Annotated in this window: 21 protein-coding genes and 2 pseudogenes; 13 read left to right on the top strand and 10 right to left on the bottom strand. The window is 72.3% G+C overall.

Annotated elements, in window-relative coordinates:
* Positions 1-87 precede the first annotated feature (87 nt).
* Positions 88-1,782: an alpha/beta hydrolase gene (locus tag ACFWXC_RS14790; RefSeq protein WP_384478487.1), complete on the top strand. Its 1,695-nt coding sequence runs from the start codon at positions 88-90 to the stop codon at positions 1,780-1,782.
* A 358-nt stretch (positions 1,783-2,140) separates the two neighbouring features.
* Here ACFWXC_RS14790 and ACFWXC_RS14785 read toward each other — a convergent pair whose 3' ends face one another.
* The gene (locus tag ACFWXC_RS14785) at positions 2,141-2,833 is read right to left on the bottom strand and encodes a TetR/AcrR family transcriptional regulator (RefSeq protein ID WP_384478485.1); all 693 of its coding nucleotides are present in this window, start codon (positions 2,831-2,833) and stop codon (positions 2,141-2,143) included.
* 54 nt (positions 2,834-2,887) lie between these two features.
* On the opposite strand from ACFWXC_RS14785, the gene ACFWXC_RS14780 reads away from it, so the two are divergent.
* Positions 2,888-4,006 carry an FAD-dependent oxidoreductase gene (locus ACFWXC_RS14780; protein ID WP_384478483.1) on the top strand — a complete coding sequence of 373 codons (1,119 nt, stop codon included), beginning with the start codon at positions 2,888-2,890 and terminating at the stop codon, positions 4,004-4,006.
* 273 nt (positions 4,007-4,279) lie between these two features.
* Here ACFWXC_RS14780 and ACFWXC_RS14775 read toward each other — a convergent pair whose 3' ends face one another.
* Both ACFWXC_RS14775 and ACFWXC_RS14770 read right to left on the bottom strand, forming a co-directional pair.
* Positions 4,280-4,897, bottom strand: coding sequence for an HAD-IA family hydrolase (locus tag ACFWXC_RS14775; RefSeq protein WP_384478481.1), 618 nt, complete (start codon positions 4,895-4,897; stop codon positions 4,280-4,282).
* 82 nt (positions 4,898-4,979) lie between these two features.
* Positions 4,980-6,185, bottom strand: a complete 1,206-nt coding sequence (locus tag ACFWXC_RS14770; protein ID WP_384478478.1) for an MFS transporter — start codon at positions 6,183-6,185, stop codon at positions 4,980-4,982.
* 89 nt (positions 6,186-6,274) lie between these two features.
* On the opposite strand from ACFWXC_RS14770, the gene ACFWXC_RS14765 reads away from it, so the two are divergent.
* Together ACFWXC_RS14765 and ACFWXC_RS14760 are read left to right on the top strand one after the other, a co-directional pair.
* Entirely contained in the window at positions 6,275-7,036 is a 762-nt protein-coding gene (locus tag ACFWXC_RS14765) for a DeoR/GlpR family DNA-binding transcription regulator (RefSeq protein ID WP_384478476.1), read from the top strand.
* Between the two features lie 42 nt (positions 7,037-7,078).
* Positions 7,079-7,243: pseudogene (locus ACFWXC_RS14760) on the top strand (ISAzo13 family transposase); the annotation flags it as partial.
* Between the two features lie 17 nt (positions 7,244-7,260).
* Here ACFWXC_RS14760 and ACFWXC_RS14755 read toward each other — a convergent pair.
* Positions 7,261-7,770 (bottom strand): annotated as a pseudogene (locus tag ACFWXC_RS14755) (carbohydrate binding domain-containing protein); the annotation flags it as partial.
* A gap of 589 nt (positions 7,771-8,359) precedes the next feature.
* Between ACFWXC_RS14755 and ACFWXC_RS14750 the strand changes: the two are divergent.
* A complete protein-coding gene (locus ACFWXC_RS14750) occupies positions 8,360-9,604 on the top strand; it encodes a serine hydrolase domain-containing protein (protein ID WP_384478473.1) in 1,245 nt (414 codons plus the stop codon).
* Between the two features lie 62 nt (positions 9,605-9,666).
* Here the strand turns inward: ACFWXC_RS14750 and ACFWXC_RS14745 are convergent, their stop codons facing one another.
* Positions 9,667-10,314 (bottom strand): TetR family transcriptional regulator, encoded by a 648-nt coding sequence (locus ACFWXC_RS14745; protein WP_384478470.1) that lies wholly within the window; start codon positions 10,312-10,314, stop codon positions 9,667-9,669.
* Between the two features lie 57 nt (positions 10,315-10,371).
* Between ACFWXC_RS14745 and ACFWXC_RS14740 the strand changes: the two genes are divergently transcribed.
* From ACFWXC_RS14740 to ACFWXC_RS14730, 3 genes are all read left to right on the top strand, one after another.
* Positions 10,372-11,049, top strand: coding sequence for a class II aldolase/adducin family protein (locus ACFWXC_RS14740; protein WP_384478467.1), 678 nt, complete (start codon positions 10,372-10,374; stop codon positions 11,047-11,049).
* Complete coding sequence (locus ACFWXC_RS14735; protein ID WP_384478465.1) at positions 11,046-11,975, top strand: carbohydrate kinase family protein; 930 nt, start codon at positions 11,046-11,048, stop codon at positions 11,973-11,975. Before ACFWXC_RS14740 ends, ACFWXC_RS14735 begins: the two co-directional genes overlap by 4 nt.
* Positions 11,976-12,157: 182 nt before the next feature.
* Entirely contained in the window at positions 12,158-12,553 is a 396-nt protein-coding gene (locus tag ACFWXC_RS14730) for a luciferase family protein (RefSeq protein ID WP_384478462.1), read from the top strand.
* Positions 12,554-12,624: 71 nt separating this feature from the next.
* Here the strand turns inward: ACFWXC_RS14730 and ACFWXC_RS14725 are convergent, their stop codons facing one another.
* On the bottom strand, positions 12,625-13,404 hold the full coding sequence (locus ACFWXC_RS14725) for a DeoR/GlpR family DNA-binding transcription regulator (protein WP_384478459.1): 780 nt from the start codon (positions 13,402-13,404) through the stop codon (positions 12,625-12,627).
* 123 nt (positions 13,405-13,527) lie between these two features.
* Here ACFWXC_RS14725 and ACFWXC_RS14720 point away from each other — a divergent pair, with 123 nt between their 5' ends.
* Positions 13,528-14,421 (top strand): SIS domain-containing protein, encoded by an 894-nt coding sequence (locus ACFWXC_RS14720; protein WP_384478456.1) that lies wholly within the window; start codon positions 13,528-13,530, stop codon positions 14,419-14,421.
* Positions 14,422-14,423: 2 nt separating this feature from the next.
* Complete coding sequence (locus ACFWXC_RS14715) at positions 14,424-15,284, top strand: ketose-bisphosphate aldolase (protein ID WP_384478453.1); 861 nt, start codon at positions 14,424-14,426, stop codon at positions 15,282-15,284.
* Here ACFWXC_RS14715 and ACFWXC_RS14710 read toward each other — a convergent pair.
* Complete coding sequence (locus tag ACFWXC_RS14710; protein WP_384478450.1) at positions 15,271-16,401, bottom strand: methyltransferase; 1,131 nt, start codon at positions 16,399-16,401, stop codon at positions 15,271-15,273. The genes ACFWXC_RS14715 and ACFWXC_RS14710 overlap by 14 nt on opposite strands.
* A gap of 68 nt (positions 16,402-16,469) precedes the next feature.
* Here ACFWXC_RS14710 and ACFWXC_RS14705 point away from each other — a divergent pair, with 68 nt between their 5' ends.
* Positions 16,470-17,120: an alpha-ketoglutarate-dependent dioxygenase AlkB family protein gene (locus ACFWXC_RS14705; RefSeq protein ID WP_384478447.1), complete on the top strand. Its 651-nt coding sequence runs from the start codon at positions 16,470-16,472 to the stop codon at positions 17,118-17,120.
* Between the two features lie 128 nt (positions 17,121-17,248).
* The gene (locus ACFWXC_RS14700; protein WP_384478444.1) at positions 17,249-18,484 is read left to right on the top strand and encodes an ROK family protein; all 1,236 of its coding nucleotides are present in this window, start codon (positions 17,249-17,251) and stop codon (positions 18,482-18,484) included.
* A 4-nt stretch (positions 18,485-18,488) separates the two neighbouring features.
* On the opposite strand, the gene ilvY is transcribed toward ACFWXC_RS14700, so the two are convergent.
* Positions 18,489-19,343 carry an HTH-type transcriptional activator IlvY gene (gene ilvY, locus ACFWXC_RS14695; RefSeq protein ID WP_384478441.1) on the bottom strand — a complete coding sequence of 285 codons (855 nt, stop codon included), beginning with the start codon at positions 19,341-19,343 and terminating at the stop codon, positions 18,489-18,491.
* Between the two features lie 89 nt (positions 19,344-19,432).
* Between ilvY and ACFWXC_RS14690 the strand changes: the two genes are divergently transcribed.
* Positions 19,433-20,905 carry a ketol-acid reductoisomerase gene (locus ACFWXC_RS14690; protein WP_384478438.1) on the top strand — a complete coding sequence of 491 codons (1,473 nt, stop codon included), beginning with the start codon at positions 19,433-19,435 and terminating at the stop codon, positions 20,903-20,905.
* Here ACFWXC_RS14690 and ACFWXC_RS14685 read toward each other — a convergent pair.
* Together ACFWXC_RS14685 and ACFWXC_RS14680 are read right to left on the bottom strand one after the other, a co-directional pair.
* Positions 20,902-21,810: a phosphotriesterase gene (locus ACFWXC_RS14685; protein ID WP_384478435.1), complete on the bottom strand. Its 909-nt coding sequence runs from the start codon at positions 21,808-21,810 to the stop codon at positions 20,902-20,904. The genes ACFWXC_RS14690 and ACFWXC_RS14685 overlap by 4 nt on opposite strands.
* Positions 21,807-22,391, bottom strand: a complete 585-nt coding sequence (locus ACFWXC_RS14680) for a DUF4865 family protein (protein WP_384478432.1) — start codon at positions 22,389-22,391, stop codon at positions 21,807-21,809. The genes ACFWXC_RS14685 and ACFWXC_RS14680 overlap by 4 nt, the downstream gene beginning before the upstream one ends.
* Between the last annotated feature and the right edge of the window lie 60 nt (positions 22,392-22,451).

Below are 22,451 nucleotides of genomic sequence, written 5' to 3'. Positions count from 1 at the left end.
GGGTGCGGTGGCCGATCGTGGTGCCGAGGTGGCCAAGTGGGTGTTGCGGGCAGGACTCTGAATCGTACGAGGGACTGGACCCGGCGGATGACGGAACGGGTGCGCCGGCACGCGGGCCCCGGCCGGGTGGTTCGGCGCCGGCCGTGCTGGTGCGGGATCGCCGTGGCGGTCCTGTGCTACTGCCTTTCCCTCACCCCGTCCCTGCTCCCGCGCGCCTGGTGGCTCCAGGGACTCGTCGCCGGCGTCTCGGCGGTCGTCGGATACGCCGTCGGCGCACTACTGGAGACACTCGCCCGGTTTCTGCTCCGCTGGGCCGGCTTCCGGATCCGTCCGCGCGTCCGCAGGATCTGCTGGGCGGCCCTCGGGGCCCTCGGGTCGGCCGCGGTCGTCGCCGTCACCGCCTGGAGCGTCCACTGGCAGGGCGAGGCCCGGCGCGCTGTCACCCTGCCCCCGCAGGTGGTCTGGTGGCAGTGGGCGCTGGTCCCGGTCGTCGCCGTGCTCGTTGGCACGGTACTGCTCCTGATCGGCCGCACGGTACGGCTCGGCACCCGCCTCGTCGCCCGCCCGCTCGGCGTCCACGTCCCACGCCCGCTCGCGTACGCCACCGGGGTCGCCCTCGCCGCGTTCGTGATCGTCGGCGTCGTCCAGGGCTTCCTGCTGCGCGGGGCGCTGGACGCGATCGAGAGCGCCGCGTCCCTCGCCGACCAGGACACCACCGAGGGCGTCCACCAGCCCGGCCTGCCCACCCTCTCCGGCACCCCCCGGTCCGCCGCCCACTGGGACACCCTCGGCGCCCGGGGCCGCGACTTCGTCGGCAAGGCCACCACCCGCGCCGACATCACCGCCTTCACCGGCCGCCCGGCCAAGGACCCGGTACGTGTCTACGTCGGCCTGCGCACCGCCGACACCCTCGACGAACGCGCCGACCTCGCCGTACGCGAACTCGAACGCACCGGCGGCTTCTCCCGGAAGATCCTCGCCGTGATGGGCACCACCGGCACCGGCTGGATCAACGACCAGGGCAGCAAACCCCTGGAGTACATGTGGGGCGGCGACACCGCCGAGGTCGCCATGCAGTACTCCTACCTGCCCAGCTGGGTCTCCGCCCTCACCGAGGACGAGGCCGCCGCCACCGGGCGGGCCCTCTTCGACGCCGTCTACGACAAGTGGCGAACCCTCCCGGCCGACTCCCGCCCCCGGCTCCTCCTCTACGGCGAGAGCCTCGGCTCCTTCTCCATGGAGTCCGCCCTCGACGGCTCCCTGGCCACCCTCACCTCGAAGACCGACGGCGCGCTGTTCGTCGGGCCGACCTACGACAACCCCCTGTGGAAGAGGGTCACCGCGCAGCGGCGGCCGGGCAGCCCCGAGTGGCGGCCGGTGGTCGACGACGGTGCGGTGGTGCGCTTCGCGCAGGTGCCGGCGGACTACGGCATCCCGCCCGCGCCCTGGGGAGAGCCCCGCGCGGTCTACCTCCAGAACGGCTCCGACCCCGTCGTCTGGTGGTCACCCGGCCTCGCCTTCCACCAGCCGGACTGGCTGGACCGCCCACGCGCCCGGGACGTCTCACCGGCGATGCGCTGGTACCCGCTGCTCACGTTCTGGCAGGTGGCCTGCGACCTGGCCGGCGCCGACAGCGTGCCGGACGGATACGGCCACCGCTACGGCACGATGCCGACGACCGCGTGGGCGCGGATCACGCAGCCACCGGGCTGGACGGCAGCCGACACGGCGCGACTGTCCGACCTGCTGGAATCGGTATGGGAACCGGGCCTGCTGGACTGAGGCACGGACGCCTCACCACCACAGTCCCGCATCCCCGGCCCGTCACCTGCTCGTCGCGCCGATCAGGGTGGCGATCCCTGCCCGTACCGCCACGCTCGGCCGCAGCCGTCCCGTCGCCGAATCCCACGGTCCTGGACCGCCCGAGCCGCTCCAGCAGCCTCGTGCCGCTTGCGGGGAGAGCCGGAGTTGTCGTTGAGCTTGATGGCCTCGGGGTCGCCGCAGGCGGTGCCGGCGTCGGCGGCGGACGCTCCCGGCGTTCCAACTGCAGCACCAACGTTGTGAAGTGGTGGCGGGGGCAAGCCGGCACGGCCCGTGGACACCGACCCTGGCCCCGCTCACATTCGGCAAGAGCTGAGGGTCACGCCGGGGGCCGGGTGAGTTTGGCGGCCACGGCGTCGAGGACCCAGTCCAGGCCGGTCGCGAAGGATGTCCCGGCGTCCACGTCCGTGCCGTCGTACACGGCCTTGGCCAGCGCCGGGAAGCGGCCCGTGGCCAACATGCTCGTCACATGCGGGCCGGAGGCGCGCTGCCAGTCGCGCTTGGACAGGCCCGTGGCGTGCTCGGCCCGCAGGTTCGCGATCTCGCGCCTGATCGCGCCAGTGAAGTAGGCGCTGACAGTCTCCACGGCGCGCATGACGGTGTCGACGTCGGCGAGACCGTCGAGGGCGGCCAGCTTGGCCTCGGTCACGGCGAGGCCGTTCGGGCCCAGGGTCGGGCGGCCGCCGAGCAGGTCGGCCAGCCATTCGTGACGGAGAGCGGCCTGCCTGGTGCGATGGGCGAGGACGCGCAGCGCCTCCCGCCAGTCACCGGGCTGTTCCTCGGGGAGAATCTCGGCCTGGACCTCGTCCACCATGAGGTCGAACAGATCCTCCTTGGTGGAGATGTATCCGTACAGCCGCATCGGGCCGGCGTTCAGCCGGGCGGCGACCTTGCGCAACGACACCGCTTCCAGCCCGCCCTCGTCGGCCAGCGCGATGGCGGCGGCGACGATCCGCTCCCGGTCGAGCGGCACGGGGCGAGGCGGCGGCTCCGGTCGGTCCCACACAGTCATAGTGGCCACCGTACCGTTGCGATGCGTCGTACTGAAGAAATACAGTGTATCGACATGAGACATCGCATCGCAGTGGTCGGGAGCGGCCCTGCCGGCCTGACCTTCGCCCGCGTCCTGCACCGCCATGGCCACCCCGTCACCGTCCTCGAACGCGATCCCGCCCCCGACGCCCGCCCCCCGGGCGGCACGCTGGACCTGCACGAAGGGCTGGGCCAGCTCGCACTGCACAAGGCGGGGCTGCTGGCGGAGTTCCAGGCGCTGTCTCGTCCCGAGGGGCAGGCCATGCGCATCCTGGACACCGACGGGACCGTCCTGCGCGACTGGCAACCCCGTCCAGATGACCGGGCCAATCCCGAGATCGACCGCGGGCAACTCCGTGACCTGCTGCTCGGCCCCCTCGACGTCCACTGGGGACGGGGCGTGACGCAGGTGGTGCCGGGGACCGGGGACGGCGCACTGGTCCATTTCGAAGACGGGCGACAGGAGACGTTCGACCTCGTGGTCGGCGCGGACGGCGCCTGGTCCCGGGTCCGCCCGGCGGTCTCGGCGGTGGCGCCGCACTACACCGGCGTCACCTCGATCGAGACCTCCCTCGACGACGTCGACACCCGCCACCCTGACCTCGCCCGGCTGATTGGCGACGGTTCCCTGGCTGTGTACGGCGTGAACCGAAGCCTCGTCGCCCAGCGCAACAGCGGCGGCCACGTGAAGGTGAACACCAAATTCCGCGCGCCGCTGGACTGGCACACGAACCTGGACCTGGCCGACGTCGAGGCCGTGCGAGCGAGCCTGCTGGCTCTGTTCGACGGCTGGGCCGCTCCCCTCCTCGACCTCCTCCGCAACGGCACCGCTTTCGTCCACCGCCCCTTCTACGTCCTGCCCGTGTCCCATACCTGGACCCACGTCTTCGGGGTGACGCTACTGGGCGACGCCGCCCATCTGATGCCCCCACTGGGGGTGGGCGCGAACCTCGCGATGCTGGAAGGCGCCGAACTCGCCGAGTCCATCGCCACCGGCCCTGGAGATCTGGACGAGACCGTCCGCGCCTTCGAGGAACAGATGTGGGCACGGGCCGGCAGGTGGGCGAAGATCACGAAGGCCGGCCTGGAACGCGTCGTGAGCCCGGACCCCGCCGAAGCCATCGCCCTCTTCGACCAGGTCCAGCCATCCTGACCGCCGGGTGCGCGAGTGGCTTCATGGGACAGCACGGCACGGACGAGGCTCCCGGCAGAGAAGGCTGTCGCCGACCATGGCAGGTCAGGGATGCCGGGCAGCAGTGGAGCGCATAGTGCGCCGCTCAGTCTCACGAACCTGGCATCTCCCTTCGGTCTTGGCCGGCCGGAGTCGGCGTACCGCCTCCGACGCGTTGATGCGGTTGCCGGTCCCGGGTACCAGGACAGTTGGTCCAGGAGTCAGGTGGTGACGGATGTGTCATTTCCACGTGCGTCATCGAGGCGGCAACCAGGTGTCGATGACTGCTGCCAGCTCGTCGCGATCGGTGAAGACGTGTCCGTGCATACCCATGGCCTGCGCGGCGCGTACGTTCTCCTCGCGGTCGTCGACGAAGAGGAAGTCGGCCGGCGCGGCCCGCATGGCGACGACGCAGTGCCGGAAGGCCGCTGGGGCCGGCTTCGCCGCTTTGATCTTCCCGGAGAAGGCCACGTGGTCCAGATGGTGCAGCCAGGGCTGCGCGGCGAGGAAGGCGTCCGCGTGGTCCGAGGGGATGTTGGACAGCAAGGCGACCTCGGCGACGCCGCGGAGGGACTGGGCGTAGGCGACCATCCGGTCGTCGACGCGTGACCAGCTGTCGATGTCGGTGAGGCGCAGTTCCTCGATGGTGTCTGCCTCGACGGGCAGGGACAGCCGTCGCAGTACGGCGGTCCAGTACTCGGGCGCGGACTGCCGGCCGGCGTCGTAGGGCGGGCGGCAGGCCCAGTAGGCCGTGGCGAAGGCGTCGGTGGGTGTGTGGCAGCGGGCGGCCATCTTCCCCAGGGCACCCGGGCGTTGATGGCGGGCGATGACCCCGAAGAGGTCGAACAGCACGATGCTGCGGGCGGTGGGCATGGTGAGGGTTCCTCCGGGTTCTGGCGGCAGGGGCGGGAGGAGAAGCCTGTGCGGCACGGAGTGAGCCGTGCCGCACAGGCGGTCAGTGGCTGCTGTGTGCCATCTCGTGCGTGCGGTCGGATCCGGTGCGCAGGATCCCGGCGGCCACGGCGGTGATCGCACACAGCAGGATCAGCAGGACGAAGGCGTGGTTCAGGGCGACGAGGTGGGTCAGCCAGCCGATGGCGGCGGGGCCGGCGAGCATGCCGACGTAGCCGAGCCCGGCGACCCGGGAGACATTGGCCCCCGCGGCGGAGGGGTCGGCGTGCCCGGCCGCGCTGAACAACTGCGGGACACAGCCGGACAGCCCCAGACCGAACAGCGCCCACCCCGCGAACGCGGCCCATATCCACGGGGAGACGGTCACGATCGTGATCCCGACGGCAGCCGTCGCCGCGCCGTAGCGCAGGATCGCCATGGACCCGAACCGGGCGACGAGGCGGTCGGCGAGCAGTCGGCCGATGGTCATGGTCGCCGCGAAGGTGCCGTACGCGAAGGCGGCGATGCTCGCGGGTGCGCCGAGGACGTCCTTCAGGTGCAGCGCACTCCAGTCGTTGGCGGCTCCCTCGCACAGCATGACCATGAGAGCCAGGACGGCGAGGATCCAGATGCGCCTGCTGGTGCCGCGGCGGCGCTCGACGGCCGGCGTCTGCCCGGTCTCCTCCGCGGCGCCGGTGCCGGCAGCGGTGGGTGCGGTCGGCAGGAGGGCGCGTGCCGACACCAGGGCGATCGCGACACCCAGGGCTCCCATGGCGGCCATGCCCGCGGCCGGGCTCAGACCGGCGCTCGCCGTAGCCGCTCCGACGAGCGCGGCGAGGACGCCGCCGACCGAGAACGTGGCGTGGAAGGCCGACATGACGGGCCGGCCGTACGCCTTCTCCACGTGCACGGCGTGGGCGTTCATGCTCACGTCCAGGCAGCCGTTGCAGAATCCGAAGACCAGCAGCGCACCTGCCAGGGTCCATGGCTCCCGGGGAAGGCCGGGCAGCACCAGGGCCGCGCTGCACAGCACGCCGGTGGCGGGGACGACGATGCGCGCCCCGAGCCTGTCCGTCAGACGCCCGGCCACCTGCATACCGATGAAGGCTCCCAGCCCCAGCAGCACCAGCAGTCCACCGAGCGTCGCGTGACTGATGCCCACGCGTTCCTCGACGGCGGGGATGTTCACCACCCAGGTGCCCATCAGAGTGCCGCACAGACTGAAGTAGACGAAGGTCGCTACACGGGCGGCTCGAAGCGAATCATTCATGGCAACCACCGTAACGAACGCTTTGAGCGATTGAATACTGTCCTTTCGCACACATTGAATGTTCGTTTCGTGTGGTGTTCAATCGCGGTATGAGCAACGCAGACCGGCACGGGATGATCGTGCAGGCCGTCAGGGAGACGGGAAGGGCCACCGTCCAGGAACTCGCCGAACTGACCGGCGCCTCCGAGATGACCATCCGGCGCGACCTCGATGCGCTGGCCGCGCACGGCGTTCTGGAGCGGGTCCGCGGCGGGGCGCGCACCCTGCTGCTCAGAGGTGAGGAACCGCCCTTCGCGCTGCGCGCTCACGAGGCCGTCGACGCCAAGCGCCGCATCGCCGCCGAGGTGTCCTCGCTCATCGCCGACGGCGAGACCGTCCTCCTCGACAGCGGCACCACCTGCCTGGAGATCGCCCACCTGCTGCGCCGGCGGCCGGTCACCGTGATGCCCCTGTCGTTGCAGGCCATCCACGTACTCGGCGAGGGCTCGGGCCCGGCCACGCTGATGGTGCCCGGCGGGCAGCCTCGGGCAGCGGAGGGGGCCCTCACCGGTCCCCTCACCCTCGCGTCCCTGGCGGCACTGCGCTTCGACACTGCCGTCATGGGATGCTGCGGTCTCAGCGCGGCCGAGGGTCTGACCGCCTACGACCTCGACGACGCGGCCGTGAAGAAGGCCGGCATCGCCTCCACGCGCCGCATCATCGTCGCCGCCGACGGCAGCAAGCTCGGCCACACCGCCTACGCCTACGTCGGTCCCTCCACACTCCTGCACACCCTCGTCACCGACACCACAGCACCCGTCGACGAGGTCACCGCGCTCGAAGGCACCGGCACCGTCGTCAAGGCCGTCTGACGAGACCGTCGGCCATCGGTCGTGAGATGCGTGGGGGTGTGTTTGCGCGACCCGGAGCCGACTGGTACGCCCGAACCTGCCCTGGACGAACTCATCAACCAACTGGTTCCTGAAGTGGATGAGTTACGCGAGCAACGACGGCTCCGGCAGCGAGGACGGGAGCGCATCCGTGCTCGCGGCTCGGGCGCCAAGGACAAGCTGACTACCGTCGGCTCTCAGGTCTGACCGCCGCCACCGGGCCCGGTCAGGGTGATGTCGTCGGCGTAGTAGCTGCCCTGTGCGTACCAGCCGTGCACGTAGATCGTCGCGCTGGTCTGGGAGGCGCCTGTAGTGAAGGAGACGGTCAGTGGGCTGTATCCGGAGGGGGAAGTGGTCCAGGTGGAGGCGCCGCCGTTCACGCCCAGGTAGACGTTGGAGCCGCGGACCCAGCCGTGGAGTGAGTAGGTGGTGTTCGGCCGTACCGCGACGGTCTGGGTGCACTGCGCGGTGTCGCTCGAACTCACCGTCCCCTGGAGGGCTTTGGAGCCCGCGTGGACGGGTGAGGAAACGATCGAGCCCGGGTTGCCGGCACAGCTCCACGGGGAGAGACCGCCCGACTCGAAGCCGGGGTTGGCCAGGACGTCGGCGACCCCGACCGCGCTCGGGGCAGCGGACGTCGGGGCGGCCGATGTCGGGGCGGCCGACGCGCTAGCCGAGGGAACGGTAGGGGTGGCCGCGGTAGGGCTGGGGATCAGGAGAGAGCAGCCGAAGCCGACGACGGCCGCCGCGGCGACCCCGATCGACACGGCCGCCCGGCGCTGTCCTGGCCCCAGGCGCGGTTGGTCCACCGGATGCGGCCGGCGTGTGCCGCCGCCGGATGCGGGGAGTTCCTCCGTCCTGCCGCCGGGGACAGGTGGGAGTTCCGCTGTCTCGCCGTCGGTCGGGGCGTGTGGGACGGGTGCGGCCACGGTTGCGTGGCTGCGGTAGTTCTTGTCCTGGCGTATGTCGTCGAGCAGCTGGGCCAGCGCGTCGGTGTTGCGCGGGCGCAGCACGCGGATGGGCTCCAGCGCGGCGCGGTCGTCCGGTGCGTCGGACGTCGGCGGTGTGGGCACTGTGCTCTCCTTCGTCCCGTGGCAGAGACCGGAGCTGTCCCTACGGGATTCATACGCAGGGACAGCTCAGGAGGTTCAGCCGGCGCCGCGCCCGGGGAAGCATGCGGGCGCGGCTCGTAGGGGGTCTGCGTACACCCCTCATTCGGAGGGCAGCCCCATCCTCAGGCGCTCGTGGATCCGGTTGGCTGGTGATCGTCACCGCACAGGACCCACAGCACCGGGGGATTCGACCATGAAGATGCCGCCGTCCAGGAAGACCGGGGCCGCCGTACTGACCGCAGCGCTGCTCGCGCTGGCCGCACCCACGGCCGCGACCGCCGCCACCGCCGGGCACCCGGCGCCGGGACCCTCCTACGGCCAGGACCAGCTCCGGCGGGACCTGGCGGCGGTGCGGAAGGCCGGGGGCGGCGACGTGAACGTGCTGGCCAGGGTCGACGGACCGCACGGCGCACCGCTCATGGCGCGCATCGGCACCCGGACCGCCGGCTCGTCGGCCCCGATCCCGTGGAACGCGCACTTCCGGGTGGCGAGCACCACGAAGACGTTCGTGGCGACCGTGGTCCTGCAACTCGCGGCGGAGAAGCGGCTGTCGCTGGACGACACCGTCGAGCACTGGCTGCCGGGGGTGGTCGCGGGCCACGGCAACGACGGCAGCCGGATCACCGTCCGCGACCTGCTCCGCCAGACCAGCGGTCTGTACGACTACATCGACGACCCGGAGATCCAGGACCGGCTGATCAACCACTTCGACGAGAACCGCTACGACACCACGCCCGCGGCCGACCTGGTCGCGGTGGCGATGAAGCACCCGCCGGCCTTCGTACCCCAGCCGGGCGGGGCCACCCGCTGGGCGTACTCCAACACCAACTACCTGCTGGCCGCGATGATCGCGGAGAAGGCCGGCGGCGCACCCTGGGACGAACTGGTCGAGCGCCGGGTGATCGCCAGGCTGGGACTGCGGGACACCTCCGTTCCCGGGCTCGACCCGCATCTGCCCGACCCGCATGTGAACGCGTATCTGACCGGCGCCGACGGCAAGAGTCTCGACGTCACCGAGCACAGCCTCCAGCACACCGCGGACTCCGGTGTGGTGAGCACCACCGCCGACCTGAACACCTTCTTCCGGGCGCTCGCAGGCGGGAAGCTGCTGCCCGCCGCGCAGTGGCGTGAGATGCGGCAGACCGTCGAGCGGACCGACGACCCGGAGGACGTGGCCGAGATGCCGGAGGGGACGTACGGCCTCGGGCTGCGCAAGATCCCGCTCTCCTGCGGCGGTTACTACTACGCCCACGAGGGCGACGGGGCCGGCGTCAACACCCGCCCCGCGGTGAGTGCGGACGGCAGGCGCGCGGTGACGATCTCCCTCACCACCACGACCGCACCGCCGGACCTGGCCGCCCTCAACCGCGCCACGGGCACCCTCGTCGACCACGCCCTGTGCGCCGCCGGACCCGCCAAGGGTTCGCCGGCGAGCTAGGCCTTCTCCTCGGATGCGGCCGGCCTTCGGGTACGGCCGTCGTGCCCGTCGGCCGTACCCGTTCAGGCGTTCCCATGGCGCTCCGTTATCGCCGCCAGGTAGCCGCGCAGCATCAGCTTCGCCTCCTCAAGGAGGGCCGCGTCGCCCTCGGGGTCGCGGCGGAAGGCCTCCTGGGCGAGGGCGTCGGCGGCGAGGACGGCGGCCTGGCAGGCCCGGCCGAGCGCCTCCGTGTCGCCGACGACCCCGAGCGCGAGCAGGGTCCGGCGTACCCCGTCGGCCATCCGGCGCTTGTGCTCGCGGTCCGCCTCCCGGGTCCGGTCGGTCAGGCCGTTGCCGAACCACAGGGCCCGGAAGCCGTGTTCGGCGCGGTAGAGCGCGGCGAAGCCGTCGATGAGCACGCCGACCGGGTCGTCCCACCGCTCGGTGGCCGCGGCGCGGACGAGGTCGTCCATCACCTCTTCGAGCCGGGAGAAGTACGTCGCCGCCAGCGCGTCGATGATCGCGTCCCGGTCGGGCAGGTACTGGTACAGCGAGCCGACCGACACCTTGGCCTCCGCCGCGACCCGGGTCGTGGTCAGCGCCTGCACGCCCTCGGTGACCAGAACGCGCTCCGCGGCCTTCAGTACCCGTGCCAACCGGGCTCTGCTGCGGGCCTGTTGGGGTGTCCGGCGCAGGACGACCCCGGTCTCTTCGGCGGTCGGCTCGGTCACCCACGGCTCCTGAATCTGAACGTGACTTTGGTTCAGGTTTACGTTACCGTCGCGGCCATGACGGACTCAAGCTCCGCGCTGGTCCAGGAGCGGGCCGCGGTGGCGGACGCCTGTCGTCGTCTGGGAGCGGCGGGCCTGCTCATCGGCACGGCGGGAAACGTCAGCGTGCGGGTGGGGGACCGGGTCGCGGTCACCGCGACCGGGGCGGTCCTCGCCCGACTCACCGCGGAGCAGGTGACGGTGGTCGACCTCGACGGAAAGGCCGTCGCAGGGACCCTGCAACCGACCTCCGAACTCGACCTGCATCTCGGGGTCCACCGGCGCCACGGCGCCGGCGCGGTCGTCCACACCCACGCGCCGATGGCCACCGCCCTCTCCTGCGTTCTCGACGAACTGCCCTGTATCCACTACCAGTTGCTCGCCCTGGGCGGCACCGTGCGGGTGGCGCCGTACGCCACCTTCGGCACCCCGGAACTCGCCGAGTCGGTCCTCGCCGCGCTCGACGGCCGCAGTGCCGCCCTCATGGCCAACCACGGCTCGGTCACCGTCGGCCCGACCCTCGACAAGGCCGTCGAGAACGCCCTGTTGCTCGAGTGGGCCTGCGGTGTCTACCAGCACGCGGCGGCGATCGGAACACCCCGCGTCCTCGACGAGCAGCAGCAACACGCGGTGATCGAGGCCGCGATCGCACGTAACTACGGCACCACCCAATCCCTGGAGGAGGGCAAGCCATGAGGGTCGTCACGATGGGCGTGCACGTGCTGGACGTGCTGGTGCGGCCGGTGGACGCGATACCCGAGGGGCAGGGCGCCACGCTGGTCGAGGACATCAGGATGACGGCCGCCGGGACCGCCGGTGGCACCGCGCTCAGCCTGGCCAAGCTCGGTGCCACCGTGCAGAGCGCCGGGGCCGTCGGTGACGACGCGACCGGCGACATGCTCGTGCAGCTGCTGGCCAAGGCCGGAATCGACACCGGGTTCCTCGTCCGCCGTACCGACACCGCCACCTCGGCGAGCGTGCTGCCCATCCGCCCCAACGGCGACCGGCCCTCCCTCCATCTGCTCGGCGCCAACATCACCTACGGCGTCGACGACGTGCCCTGGGACGCACTCGCCGAGGCCGGCCATCTCCACCTCGGCGGACCGGAGTTGATCGGCGTCGAGGTCGCCGCGCGCATCCTGCACTTCGCCAAGGAGCACGGTGTGACGACCTCCGTGGACCTGCTCGCGCCCGGTGTGCTCGGGAGCTTCGAGCAGATCGCGGCGGCACTGCCGTACGTCGACCACCTCCTCCCCAACGACGACCAGGTGCTGGGCTTCTCCGGCGAGGACGATCTGGTCGCCGGCGCGAAGAAGCTGGTCGGCGCCGGAGCCGGGCTGGTCGCGGTCACCCGTGGTGCTGACGGCGCGCTGCTGGTCACCGCGGAGGGCACCGAGGCCGTCCCCGCCTTCGAGATCGACGTGGTGGACACCACGGGCTGCGGCGACGCCTTCTCCGCCGGCTTCGTCTACGGCATCGGGCTGGGCCGCAGCCCGCAGGAGTCCGCCGTGCTCGGCAACGCCGTGGCGGCACTGGTCGCCCAGGGCCTCGGCAGCGACCACGGGGACTTCGACCTCGCGGCCGCCGACGCGTTCGCGGCGACCGGCGTCAGGCGTGTGTAAAACGTGACGTTGACCACGCCCGTCCCTCGCGTCCGATAGGTACCTTCCGTCCCTCGAACCGCTGAAATCCTGCGGATATTCACTCGTTCCAGGGGTCTGTGTTCGGACAGAGTCCGGCAACAGCTCGGTTAATAACTGCTCGCTGGTTGGTTACCGGAGAGTGAGCGGTCCATGATGGCCCCATGACGTTGGCCTCGCGCGCTCTTGCGCAACTGGCGACCTGGCCCGACCTGACCCAGGCGGTACCGAGCTGTGGTCTGGGTCAGGCCGTGAGTTCGTCGCAGGGCGAGATCGCGCACTTCCACTCGGAACGCGATGTGGACCTGCGTCTCACCACCCATGCCATCCGGCACTTCGCCAAGGACCTCAAGAGCACGGGGGCGATCCGCATCGTCCCGGGCTCGCAGTGGGTGACCATACGACTCGACGCCGCGAGCGACGTCGATCTGCTGCTGACCCTGGTGAGCGTCGCCCTCCAGGCCCACCAGAGCTGGCCCGACCCGGCCGACCGGCCCGTGTTCGGCTGCAACGACCAGCGCGGCGCGGGCTTCGTCAGCGCGGACACCAGCGGTATGTGACTCGGCGCGGACACCGGCGGTATCCGGCTCGGCGCGGACACTCGCGGTGTCCGACAGGTCCCGCGACCGGGTCACACGGTCATGACCCGGATCCCCGCCTCCTCGAACGGGCGTACCACCTCCGGCGTCGCCGCCGTGTCCGTCACCAGCGTGTCCACCAGTTCAGCCGCGCAGATCCGGGCGAACGCCCGCCCGCCCAGCTTGCTGGAGTCGGCGGCGACGATCACGCGGGTGGCGCGCTCGCACAGCAGCCGGTTGATCGCCGCCTCCGCCTCGTCGTGGGCCGCGGCCCCGTGCACGACGTCGAAGGCGACCACCCCGAGCACCGCCACATCGAGGGTGATCTGACCCAGCACACCGTCCGCGAGCGGCCCGATGAGCTCGTACGACTGCGGGCGCGCCACCCCGCCCGTCACCACGATCTTGAACTGGGGCCGCACGGCCAGCTCGTTGGCGATGTTGAGCGCGTTGGTGACGACCGTCAGCGCCGGCGTGCCGGTGGCGAGGTCGCCGCGCACGGCCAGGGCGCGGGCCACCTCCGTGGTGGTCGTCCCGCCGGTCAGCCCCACCGCCTCGCCCGGCACCACCAGTTCCGCCACCGCCTTGGCGATCCGCTGCTTCTCCGAGGCCCGCCGGGCGGTCTTGTAGCGCAACGGCAGTTCGTACGACACCCCGTGCACCACCGCCCCGCCCCGGGTGCGCACCAGCATCTGCTGCTCGGCCAGCTGGTCGAGGTCCCGGCGGATCGTCGCCGCCGACACCGCCAGCTCGGCCGCCGCCTCCTCGACCTCCAGCCGGCCGCGCTCGACGAGCAGCTCGAGCAGCGCCTTCCAGCGGGCGTCGCGCGACATCAGCCGCCTCCGTTCCTCGATCTCCCGGCGACCCTAACCCACCTCGTCTTCGACTGAATGCTTGATTGTGCTCGAAAGGTGCCTTTATCTTGCAAGAACAATCAAATCCGGGGAGGGTGCGGTATGACGCATGTCGAGGACGAGCTGTCCAGCCAGCCCGAGTGCTGGATACGGGCCGAGGAAGAGGCCGGGCGGCACGCGGGGGTGCTGCCGGCGGCGGGGGAACGGGTCGCGATCGTCGGGTGCGGCACCTCGTACTTCATGGCCCAGGCGGCCGCCGTGCTGCGCGAGTCGGCGGGGCAGGGCGAGACGGACGCGTTCCCCGCTTCGGAGTTCCCGCACGGGCGCGACTACGACCGGGTGCTCGCCCTGACCCGGTCCGGCACCACCACCGAAGTACTCGACCTGCTGGGGAAGTTGAAGGGGCGTGTGCGCACCGTCGCGGTCACCGCCGACCCCGACACCCCTGTGCTGCGGGCCGCCGACGACCTCGTCGTCCTGGACTTCGCGGACGAACGCTCCGTCGTCCAGACCCGGTTCGCGACCAGTGCCCTCACCCTCCTGCGCGCCCACCTCGGCCTGCACACCGACGCGGTGGTCGCCGACGCCCGCACCGCGCTCTCCACTCCCTTGCCGACAGGGCTCGTCGAGTGCACGCAGTTCACCTTCCTGGGCCGCGGCTGGACCGTCGGACTCGCCAACGAGGCCGGGCTGAAGATGCGCGAGGCCTCACTGTCCTGGACCGAGGCCTACCCGGCGATGGAGTACCGGCACGGCCCGATCAGCATCACCACCCGCTCCACGGCCACCTGGACGCTCGGCCCGGCGCCCGCCGGACTCGCCGAACAGGTCCGCGCCACCGGGGGACTGTGGATCGAGGGCGCCCTCGACCCGCTCGCCGAACTCGTCCGCGCCCAGCGCCTCGCGGTCGCCGTCGCCGCCGCCCGGGGCCTCGACCCCGACCGGCCACGCCACCTCACCCGGTCGGTGATCCTCGCCCCGTCCGGGGAGGCGTGACCGTGCCGCTCACAGCCACCGGTGAGCTGCTGACCCGGGCCGCCGAGGCCCGGTCCGCCGTCGCCGCGTTCAACGTCATCACCCTGGAACATGTGGAGGCCGTCGTCACCGGCGCCGAGGCGGCCGGATCGCCCGTGGTCCTCCAAGTCAGCGAGAACGCCGTCAAGTTCCGCTACGGACGGCTGCTCCCGCTCGCCCGCGCCGCCACCGCGGCCGCCGAACGGGCCCGTGTGCCCGTCGCGTTGCACCTCGACCACGTCCAGAGCGACGAGCTGCTCCGGCAGGCGCCCGGAGCCGGCTTCAGCTCCGTGATGTACGACGCCTCCCGGCTGCCGTACGCCGAGAACCTCGCCGCGACCGCGGCGGCCGTCGACTGGGCGCATGGCCAAGGCCTGTGGATCGAGGCCGAGTTGGGCGAGGTCGGCGGCAAGGACGGCCGCCCGCCGGTGGACGCGCACGCGCCCGGCGCCCGCACCGATCCCGGGGAGGCACGAGCCTTCGTCACCGGCACCGGGGTCGACGCGCTGGCCGTGGCGATCGGCAGCGCGCACGCCATGACCACCCGCACCGCGGCCCTCGACCACGGTCTGCTCACCCGTCTGTCCGCCGCCGTGCCCGTACCGCTCGTCCTGCACGGCTCCTCCGGAGTCCCGGACGACGGCCTGGTCGCCGCGGTCGCCGGCGGCATCGCCAAGGTCAACGTCGGCACGGCGCTCAACATGGCGATGACCGCCGCGATCCGGCGCTTCCTCGCGGACCACCCCGAGGCGGTCGACTCCCGCAAGTACCTCGGCGTCGGCAGGGAGGCGATGGCCCGGGAGGTCACGCGGATCATCGGCGTCCTGGGCACTACCCCCGCTTGACCGCCTTCAGCACCACGAACTTCGGGTCGCTCGCGACCAGTTGGCTGTTGCCGAACAGCCGGCGCAGCTTCACGTGATAGCCCAGGTGGCGGTTGCCCACCACCCACAGCTCGCCGCCCGGCCGCAGCGCGTGCTTCGCCCCGGTGAACATCCGCCACGCCGTCGCGTCGGTGGTCGCCTGGTGGGAGTGGAACGGCGGGTTGTTCAGCACCACGTCCACGCTCCCGGCCGCCACCCCGGCCAGTCCGTCCCCGACCCGGAACTCGGCATGCCCGGGCACCCCGTTGGCCTTGTAGGTGGCCTCCGCCGAGGCCACCGCCTGGAACGACTCGTCGACGAACAGCACCTCGGCCGTCGGATCGGCCAGCGCCACCGCCGTCCCGACGACCCCGTTGCCGCACCCCAGGTCCACGATCCGGCGCCCGCCCCCGGGCAGATGGCCGAGGAAGAACCGGGTGCCGATGTCGAGCCGGTCGGCGCAGAAGACCCCCGCGTGATTGACGACCGTACGCCCGGAGACCGTGCCGATCCCGTCCGGGAGCTCGTAGCTGTACGGCCACGGGTTCACCGGCCGCCGAAGCGACGGGTCCGGGACGCAGTGGATCAGCCGGGCCTTCTGCTCGGCCGGCGAGGTACGGGTCGGGCCGAGGATCCGCTCGAACAGCCGCAGCGTCGACGTATGGATCTCCTTCACCATGCCGGTGCCGATCACGACCGTGTCCGCGTGCACGGCGGGCGCCAGTCTGAGCAGCTGGTCCTCCAGCAGCGCCAGGCTCTTCGGCACCCGCACCAGCAGCACGTCCACCCGCTCCGGCGGCGGGTCCTGGGTGGTGAGCAGCTGCACCGCACCCGTCTCGACACCCGCGCGCGCCAGGTTCGCCCGGGTCGCCTCCTGGCTCAGGTACGAGTCGGTGATCTGCGTCGGCCGGTGTTCCGCCAGCGCGGTGACCAGCGCGCCCCACCGGTCGCCGAGCACCACGACCGTGCCGGACAGCCCGGTCCGTTCCTCGGCCAGATGCCTCAGCAGATACGCGTCGGAGGCGTCCCAGGCACGCAGCCGGTCGCTCGGATCCTGGGGGAAGCGGGACAGCTCGTACTCGCCCCACGCAGTCGTCATACGGTCGCTCATCGTGTGTCCAGGCTAGCGGAGCCGCAGCTCAGACCCGGTCGGGCAGGATGGGGGGCATGGAGGACGAGTTGTTCCCGAGGGCGTGCGCCCAGGTCGCGCCGGGCGCCGTGCACGTCCCCGACTGGCTGAGCGCGGGGCGGCAGCGTGAGCTGCTGGAAGCCTGCCGGGAGTGGGCCCGGCCACCCGCCGGACTGCGCACGGTCCGCACTCCGCAGGGCGGCACCATGACCGCCCGCCAGGTCTGCCTGGGCTGGCACTGGTACCCGTACGCCTACGCCCGCACCGTCGTCGACGGCGACCTCACGCCCGTCAAGCCCTTCCCGGCCTGGCTGGACGAACTGGCCCGCCGCGCGGTGACCGACGCGCTGGGCCCACAGGCGGTGGGTGGATTGTCGTACGACATCGCACTGATCAATTTCTACGACGCCGACGCGAGGATGGGCATGCACCGGGACGCCGACGAGAAGTCGGACGCGCCGGTGGTGTCGCTGAGCCTGGGGGACACGTGCGTGTTCCGCTTCGGGAACACGGACACCAGGGCGAAGCCGTACACGGATGTGGAGCTGCGGTCGGGGGACCTGTTCGTCTTCGGGGGAGAGTCGCGGCTCGCCTATCACGGGGTGCCGCGGGTGTACCCGGGCACGGCGCCCTCGGAGCTGGGCCTGACCGGCCGCCTGAACGTCACGCTGAGGGTCAGTGGACTGTGACGTGCCCCAGCTGAAGCGCCCCCGAAGGGGCGCGGGGCTGTGTCGACATGCGGCTCCGCCACGTGGGCGCGACCAGCCACAACGCACCGGCACCGTTCAATACTACGGATCATGGGAGACTCGCTCTCATGAGCGGCAAGGCGGCCCCCGGCGCGACGGGGAACGGAACCTCGAAACCCCGGTTGGACCGAGGGCGCGGCGCACTCGGCCCCGCGCTGGAACTCGTGCACACCGGCCGAGCCCCCACCCGTGCCGTACTCACCGCGGAACTCGGCGTCACCCGGGCCACGGCCGGCGCCGTCGCCGCCGAACTGGAGGCGCTCGGCCTGATCACGGTCGACGCGCACCCGGGCGCCGCGGCCGGTTCGCAGGGCCGCCCCTCGCACCGCCTCGAGGTCGCCGAGCACGGCCCCGTCGCCCTCGCCGCACAGGTCCACGCCGACGGCTTCCGTGCCGCGCTGGTCGGCCTGGGCGGCCGGATCGTCGCCACCGCCCCCGGCTGCGAGACCGTCGACGCCGACCCGGCCAAGGTGCTCGGCTCGGTGGTGGAGGCGGGCGCCGACCTGCTCCGCACCACCGGCCTGCGCTGCGTCGGCGCGGGCCTCGCCGTGCCGTCCGCCGTCGCCGAACCGGAGGGCCTCGCCCTCAACCCCCTTCACCTGGCCTGGCCGGTGGGCGCGCCGGTGCGCCGGATCTTCGCGGAGTGCGTGCGCGCGGCCGGGATCACCGGTCCGGCCTTCGCGGGCAACGACGTGAACCTCGCCGCACTCGCCGAGCACCGGCACGGCGCGGGCCGGGGCGCCCGCGATCTGCTGTGCGTGGCCACCGGGCACCGGGGCGTCGGCGGCGCGCTGGTCCTCGACGGCCGTCTGCACACGGGGAGTTCGGGACTGGCCCTGGAGGTCGGCCACCTCACCGTCAACCCCGAGGGCCGCCCCTGCCACTGCGGCAGCCGGGGCTGCCTGGACGTCGAGGCGGATCCACTGGCGCTGCTCATCGAGGCGGGCCGCGAACCCGGCCCCGAGGTGTCGCTGCTCCGGCAGGCCGAGGACCTGGTCCGCGACCAGTACGCCGACCCGACCGTGCGCAGAGCCGCCGAGGCCCTGATCGACCGCCTCGGCCAGGGCCTGGCCGGCCTGGTCAACATCCTGAACCCCGACCGCATCATCCTCGGCGGTCTGCACCGCACCCTGCTGGACGCCGACCCCGAGCGGCTGCGTGCCGTCGTCGCCGACCGCAGCCTGTGGGGCCAGAGCGGTGGAGTACCGATCCTGCCGTGCACGCTGAGCCACAACAGCCTGGTGGGAGCGGCCGAGCTGGCGTGGCAGCCGGTGCTGGACGATCCGCTGGGGGCGCTGCAGTGACGGCCTACCACTGAGCCGTGAGGCTCCACAGGGCCGCCACCAGGGTCTGCCGCAGATCGGGCCGCCGTACGCACAACCCGATCGGGAACCGCTCCGGCGCCGGAGCGGCCGGCACCACCGCCAGCCGGTCCCGCACCGCGCTGTGGTCCAGCACCAGCCGCGGCACCACACCCGTGCCGCAGCCCAGGGCGACCAGGGCCAACAGGGCTTCGTGGCCCTCCGGTTCGCAGGCGATGTCCGCGGGCCCGCCCCGCGCGCGGAACCAGCGGTCGGCCGCCTCGCGCACCAGGCCGCGGTGCGGCAGGACGAACGGCCCGTCGAGGCCGGGATCCGGGCGGTCGCGCGCGGTGACCAGAACCAGGTCGGTGACCGTGACCGTCCGGCTGACCAGGGGCTCCGGCAGCCGCGCCGGGATCCCGGCGACCGCCACGTCGGCCTCGCCCTCGTCGAGCCGGGCCAGCGCGGACGCGGCGTCCCCGGTGCGCAGATCGAGCCGTACCTGGGGATGTGCGGCCCGGAACGGCGCCAGCAGGTCGGGCAGCAGGGCCTGGCAGGCGGTCACGGTGGCGAACACCGTCAGCCTGCCGACGAGTTCCGCCGGGTCGGGATGCTCGTCGCGGTAGGCCTGCCACAACTCCATTGCCCGTACGGCGTAATCGCGGAAGCGGTGCCCCTCCGCGGTCAGGGACACCCCGCGCGGGCCCCGGTCGAACAGCCGGTGGCCCAGGTCGGCCTCCAGCCGCTGGACGGTCCGGGTGAGCGTCGCCGGGCTGACATGGCACTCCAGGCTGGTCCGCCCGAAGTTCAGCGACTGCGTCAGATGGAGGAAGAGCCGCAGCTCACGGTGGTCGTCCCGCACTCCTGTGACCAGGTCCTTTCATGATCCGCAACGGTACGCTGCGAAAGTTGCGCTTGCCGCAATGCTCGCCGGGACCCTACAACTCGACCATGACCCTGACGAACACTTACACCTCCCGTGTCTTCGCACTCGAAACCATGGACGTGCCCGGCGGCACGGAGACCATCCTGCGCGGCGGCCGGCACCTCTTCCCGCTGCTGCCCCAGGCGTTCACCGGGGTCGGCAGGATCGGCGTCCTCGGCTGGGGACCCCAGGGCCGCGCCCAGGCGCGCAACCTGCGCGACTCCCTCGCCGGTACGGACGTCACGGTCGCGGTGGGACTGCGCCCCGGCTCCGCCTCGGCCGCCGACGCCCGCGCGCACGGCTTCACCGAGGAGAACGGCACCCTCGGCGACTGGCTCGCCGTCGCCGCCGACAGCGACCTGCTCCTGCTGCTGATCGCCGACGCCGCGCTCGCCGCCCACCACGAGGAGATCTTCGCCGTGCTCAAGCCCGGCGCGGTCATCGGGCTCTCGCACGGCTTCCTGCTCGGCCATCTGCGCGAGACCGGCGGCGACTTCCCCGCCGGACACGGCGTGATCGCCGTCTGTCCGAAGGGCATGGGCGACTCCGTGCGCCGCCTCTACGAACAGGGCGCCGAGATCAACGGCGCCGGGATCAACAGCAGTTTCGCCGTGCACGCCGACCCGGACGGCCGGGCCACCGACCTCGCCCTCGGCTGGTCGGTCGCGCTCGGCGCGCCGTACACCTTCCGTACCACGCTGGCCAGTGAGTACCGCTCCGACATCGTCGGCGAACGCGCCATCCTGCTCGGTGCCGTGCACGGCATCGTGGAGAGCCTGTACAGCCACTACCGGCTGGCCGGGGACGACGAGGTGACGGCCTACGAGCGGTCCTGCGAGAACGTGACCGGGCCGATCGCCCGGACGATCTCCCGGGCCGGGCTCCGGGCCGTCCGCGAGGACCTCGACGCCGCCGGGCGCGAGGTCTTCGACCGCGCGTACACGGCGACGTACGGGCCGGCCCGTGAACTCGTCGCCGAGATCTACGACGAGGTGGCCGACGGCACCGAGCTGCGCAGTGTCATCCTGGCCGAACGGCGGCTCGGGAAGCGGGAGATGAGCCGGATCGGCGGTTCGCCGATGTGGGCGGCGGGGGAGCGGGTCCGCGCCCGGCGGGACGAACGGGAGCTGTCCGTCGAGCCGTTCACCGCCGGTGTGTTCGTCGCCACGATGATGGCGCAGATCGACGAGTTCGCCGAGCGCGGCCACCCCTGGTCCGAGATCGTCAACGAGTCCGTCATCGAGGCGGTCGACTCGCTGCTGCCCTACATGCACGCCCGGGACGTGGCGTACATGGTCGACAACTGCTCCCGCACGGCCCGCCTCGGCACCCGCCGCTGGGGCCCCCGTTTCCAGGCGTCCTTCGAGCAGATCGCCTACCCGAACGCCGAACTCCCCGCCGACCAGACCCTGTTGGCCACCTTCGACACCCACCCGGCCCACGAGGCCCTGTCCGCCGCCGCGAAACTCCGGCCGTCGGTCGACATCTCGGTGGGCTAGCGCCAGTCGACGGCGAAGGCCCGGGCCGGGTTGTCGACGAGGACGCGGCGTACCTGCTCCGCACCCAGCTCCTCCTCCAGCCGCGGCCGTATCCGCCGCAGCAGGTACGGCATCCCGGGCCCGCCGTCCACCGACCGCGCCCCCGCCACCACGGTGTCCCCGCCGAGCAGCAGCCGGTCCCCGAAGCCGGCCTCGGCGAGGGCCCGGACGGCGTCCGGCATCCGCCAGTCGGTGGCGTGGTGGGCGCGGGACGGCCCGTCGAAGGCCAGCCAGCAGCCGGAGGCGGCGGCCTGCCGCTGGACGAGGAGGTCGGGGGAGCGGTTGAGGTGGCCGAGGATCACCCGGTCGCCGGGGACACCCGACTCCCCGCACAGCAGGTCCAGTACGTCGAGCGCGCCGGTGCCCAGCTCCAGGTGCACGGCGATCGGCGCGCCCGTCGCGTGGTGGGCCTCGGCCGCCGCCGTCATCGTCCGGCGGGCGTGCGCGTCCAGGCCGTGGAAACCGCCCGCCACCTTGATCAGACCGGCCCGCACCCCGGACGTGCCGATGCCCTCGGTCAGCTCGGCGACGAAGACGCCGGCGAGCCGCCCGCCCAGCCCGTCGAGCAACTCCGGTGTGTAGTGGGCCGCTTGGTGCAGCCCGGTCGCGCAGACCAGATGCACCCCGGTGGTACGGGACAGCAGGGGCAGGTCGGCTGCGCGCCGGCCCATCCCGTACGGCGTCCACTGCACGACGCTCGCCCCGCCCGCCGCGCGGAACGCCGACAGCTCCGCTCGCGCGGCGGTCGCTTCGTCCAGCTCCTGGCCGGAGAGCGCGGCACTGCGGAGGAAGAGGTGGTCGTGCGCGTCGCACACGCCCAGGTCCTCGGGCCGCACGTCGCCGAGGACCGTGCGGACGGTGCTCACCACTGCCGCCCGCGCGGCAGCCGGTCCCGGCCGGGCTCCGACATGTGCAGCACCTGGAACACGTCCCCCTCGGCCTTCGGGGCGTCCTGCGCCCAGAGCGAGAAGTGGACCAGCTCCCAGCGGGCCGTGTCCACAGCCGCCGCCGCCAGCACGGCGCCGTCCTCGCCCGCGACCCGGCGGGTCTCCCGCACCACGTCCGCCATCAGCCCGGACAGCTCGGCCCCGTCCGGTACCGGCTCCCGCCGCCTGACCGCTAAGGCCGCCCGCGCATCGGCCGCGCCGCCCTCCTCGTACGCCAGGCCCGACCACTGCCGTGCCTCGGGCCGCCCGAAGTCGTTCACGAGGCCCTGGAAGGCGCCTCCCCACAGGAAGCGGTTCATGCCCTCCACGGTGTTCCAGAGGTAGAAGGGCGCGTACTGGTTGACCGGCGAGCCGTGCACACCGCGCTCGCGCAACAGGTACGTCTTGAAGCCGAGGCCGTCCCAGTCGTCGAGCAGATGCCCGATGCGGGCCACCCGGTCACGGACGACGCCCATGTCGTAGTCGGCGGGCAGGGTCAGCTCGTACTGCAGGGCGTGCATGGCGGAAGCCTTTCTCCAGACGCTCGGACGGTGGGGTGGCCGGCGGCGGACACCTGCGGA

This window comes from Streptomyces sp. NPDC058683, assembly GCF_042716195.1.
Taxonomy (GTDB): Bacteria; Actinomycetota; Actinomycetes; order Streptomycetales; family Streptomycetaceae; genus Streptomyces.
Note: the sequence above shows the minus strand (reverse complement) of the source record. Positions and strands in the feature narration are given on the sequence as shown.

Excerpts from the sequence above, each read along its gene's own strand:
- ACFWXC_RS14790 (WP_384478487.1), top strand. The coding sequence starts at position 88 with ATGACGGAACGGGTGCGCCGGCACGCGGGCCCCGGCCGGGTGGTTCGG.
- ACFWXC_RS14785 (WP_384478485.1), bottom strand. The coding sequence starts at position 2,833 with ATGACTGTGTGGGACCGACCGGAGCCGCCGCCTCGCCCCGTGCCGCTC.
- ACFWXC_RS14780 (WP_384478483.1), top strand. The coding sequence starts at position 2,888 with ATGAGACATCGCATCGCAGTGGTCGGGAGCGGCCCTGCCGGCCTGACC.
- ACFWXC_RS14775 (WP_384478481.1), bottom strand. The coding sequence starts at position 4,897 with ATGCCCACCGCCCGCAGCATCGTGCTGTTCGACCTCTTCGGGGTCATC.
- ACFWXC_RS14770 (WP_384478478.1), bottom strand. The coding sequence starts at position 6,185 with ATGAATGATTCGCTTCGAGCCGCCCGTGTAGCGACCTTCGTCTACTTC.
- ACFWXC_RS14765 (WP_384478476.1), top strand. The coding sequence starts at position 6,275 with ATGAGCAACGCAGACCGGCACGGGATGATCGTGCAGGCCGTCAGGGAG.
- ACFWXC_RS14750 (WP_384478473.1), top strand. The coding sequence starts at position 8,360 with ATGAAGATGCCGCCGTCCAGGAAGACCGGGGCCGCCGTACTGACCGCA.
- ACFWXC_RS14740 (WP_384478467.1), top strand. The coding sequence starts at position 10,372 with ATGACGGACTCAAGCTCCGCGCTGGTCCAGGAGCGGGCCGCGGTGGCG.
- ACFWXC_RS14735 (WP_384478465.1), top strand. The coding sequence starts at position 11,046 with ATGAGGGTCGTCACGATGGGCGTGCACGTGCTGGACGTGCTGGTGCGG.
- ACFWXC_RS14730 (WP_384478462.1), top strand. The coding sequence starts at position 12,158 with ATGACGTTGGCCTCGCGCGCTCTTGCGCAACTGGCGACCTGGCCCGAC.
- ACFWXC_RS14725 (WP_384478459.1), bottom strand. The coding sequence starts at position 13,404 with ATGTCGCGCGACGCCCGCTGGAAGGCGCTGCTCGAGCTGCTCGTCGAG.
- ACFWXC_RS14720 (WP_384478456.1), top strand. The coding sequence starts at position 13,528 with ATGACGCATGTCGAGGACGAGCTGTCCAGCCAGCCCGAGTGCTGGATA.
- ACFWXC_RS14710 (WP_384478450.1), bottom strand. The coding sequence starts at position 16,401 with ATGACGACTGCGTGGGGCGAGTACGAGCTGTCCCGCTTCCCCCAGGAT.
- ACFWXC_RS14705 (WP_384478447.1), top strand. The coding sequence starts at position 16,470 with ATGGAGGACGAGTTGTTCCCGAGGGCGTGCGCCCAGGTCGCGCCGGGC.
- ACFWXC_RS14700 (WP_384478444.1), top strand. The coding sequence starts at position 17,249 with ATGAGCGGCAAGGCGGCCCCCGGCGCGACGGGGAACGGAACCTCGAAA.
- ACFWXC_RS14690 (WP_384478438.1), top strand. The coding sequence starts at position 19,433 with ATGACCCTGACGAACACTTACACCTCCCGTGTCTTCGCACTCGAAACC.
- ACFWXC_RS14680 (WP_384478432.1), bottom strand. The coding sequence starts at position 22,391 with ATGCACGCCCTGCAGTACGAGCTGACCCTGCCCGCCGACTACGACATG.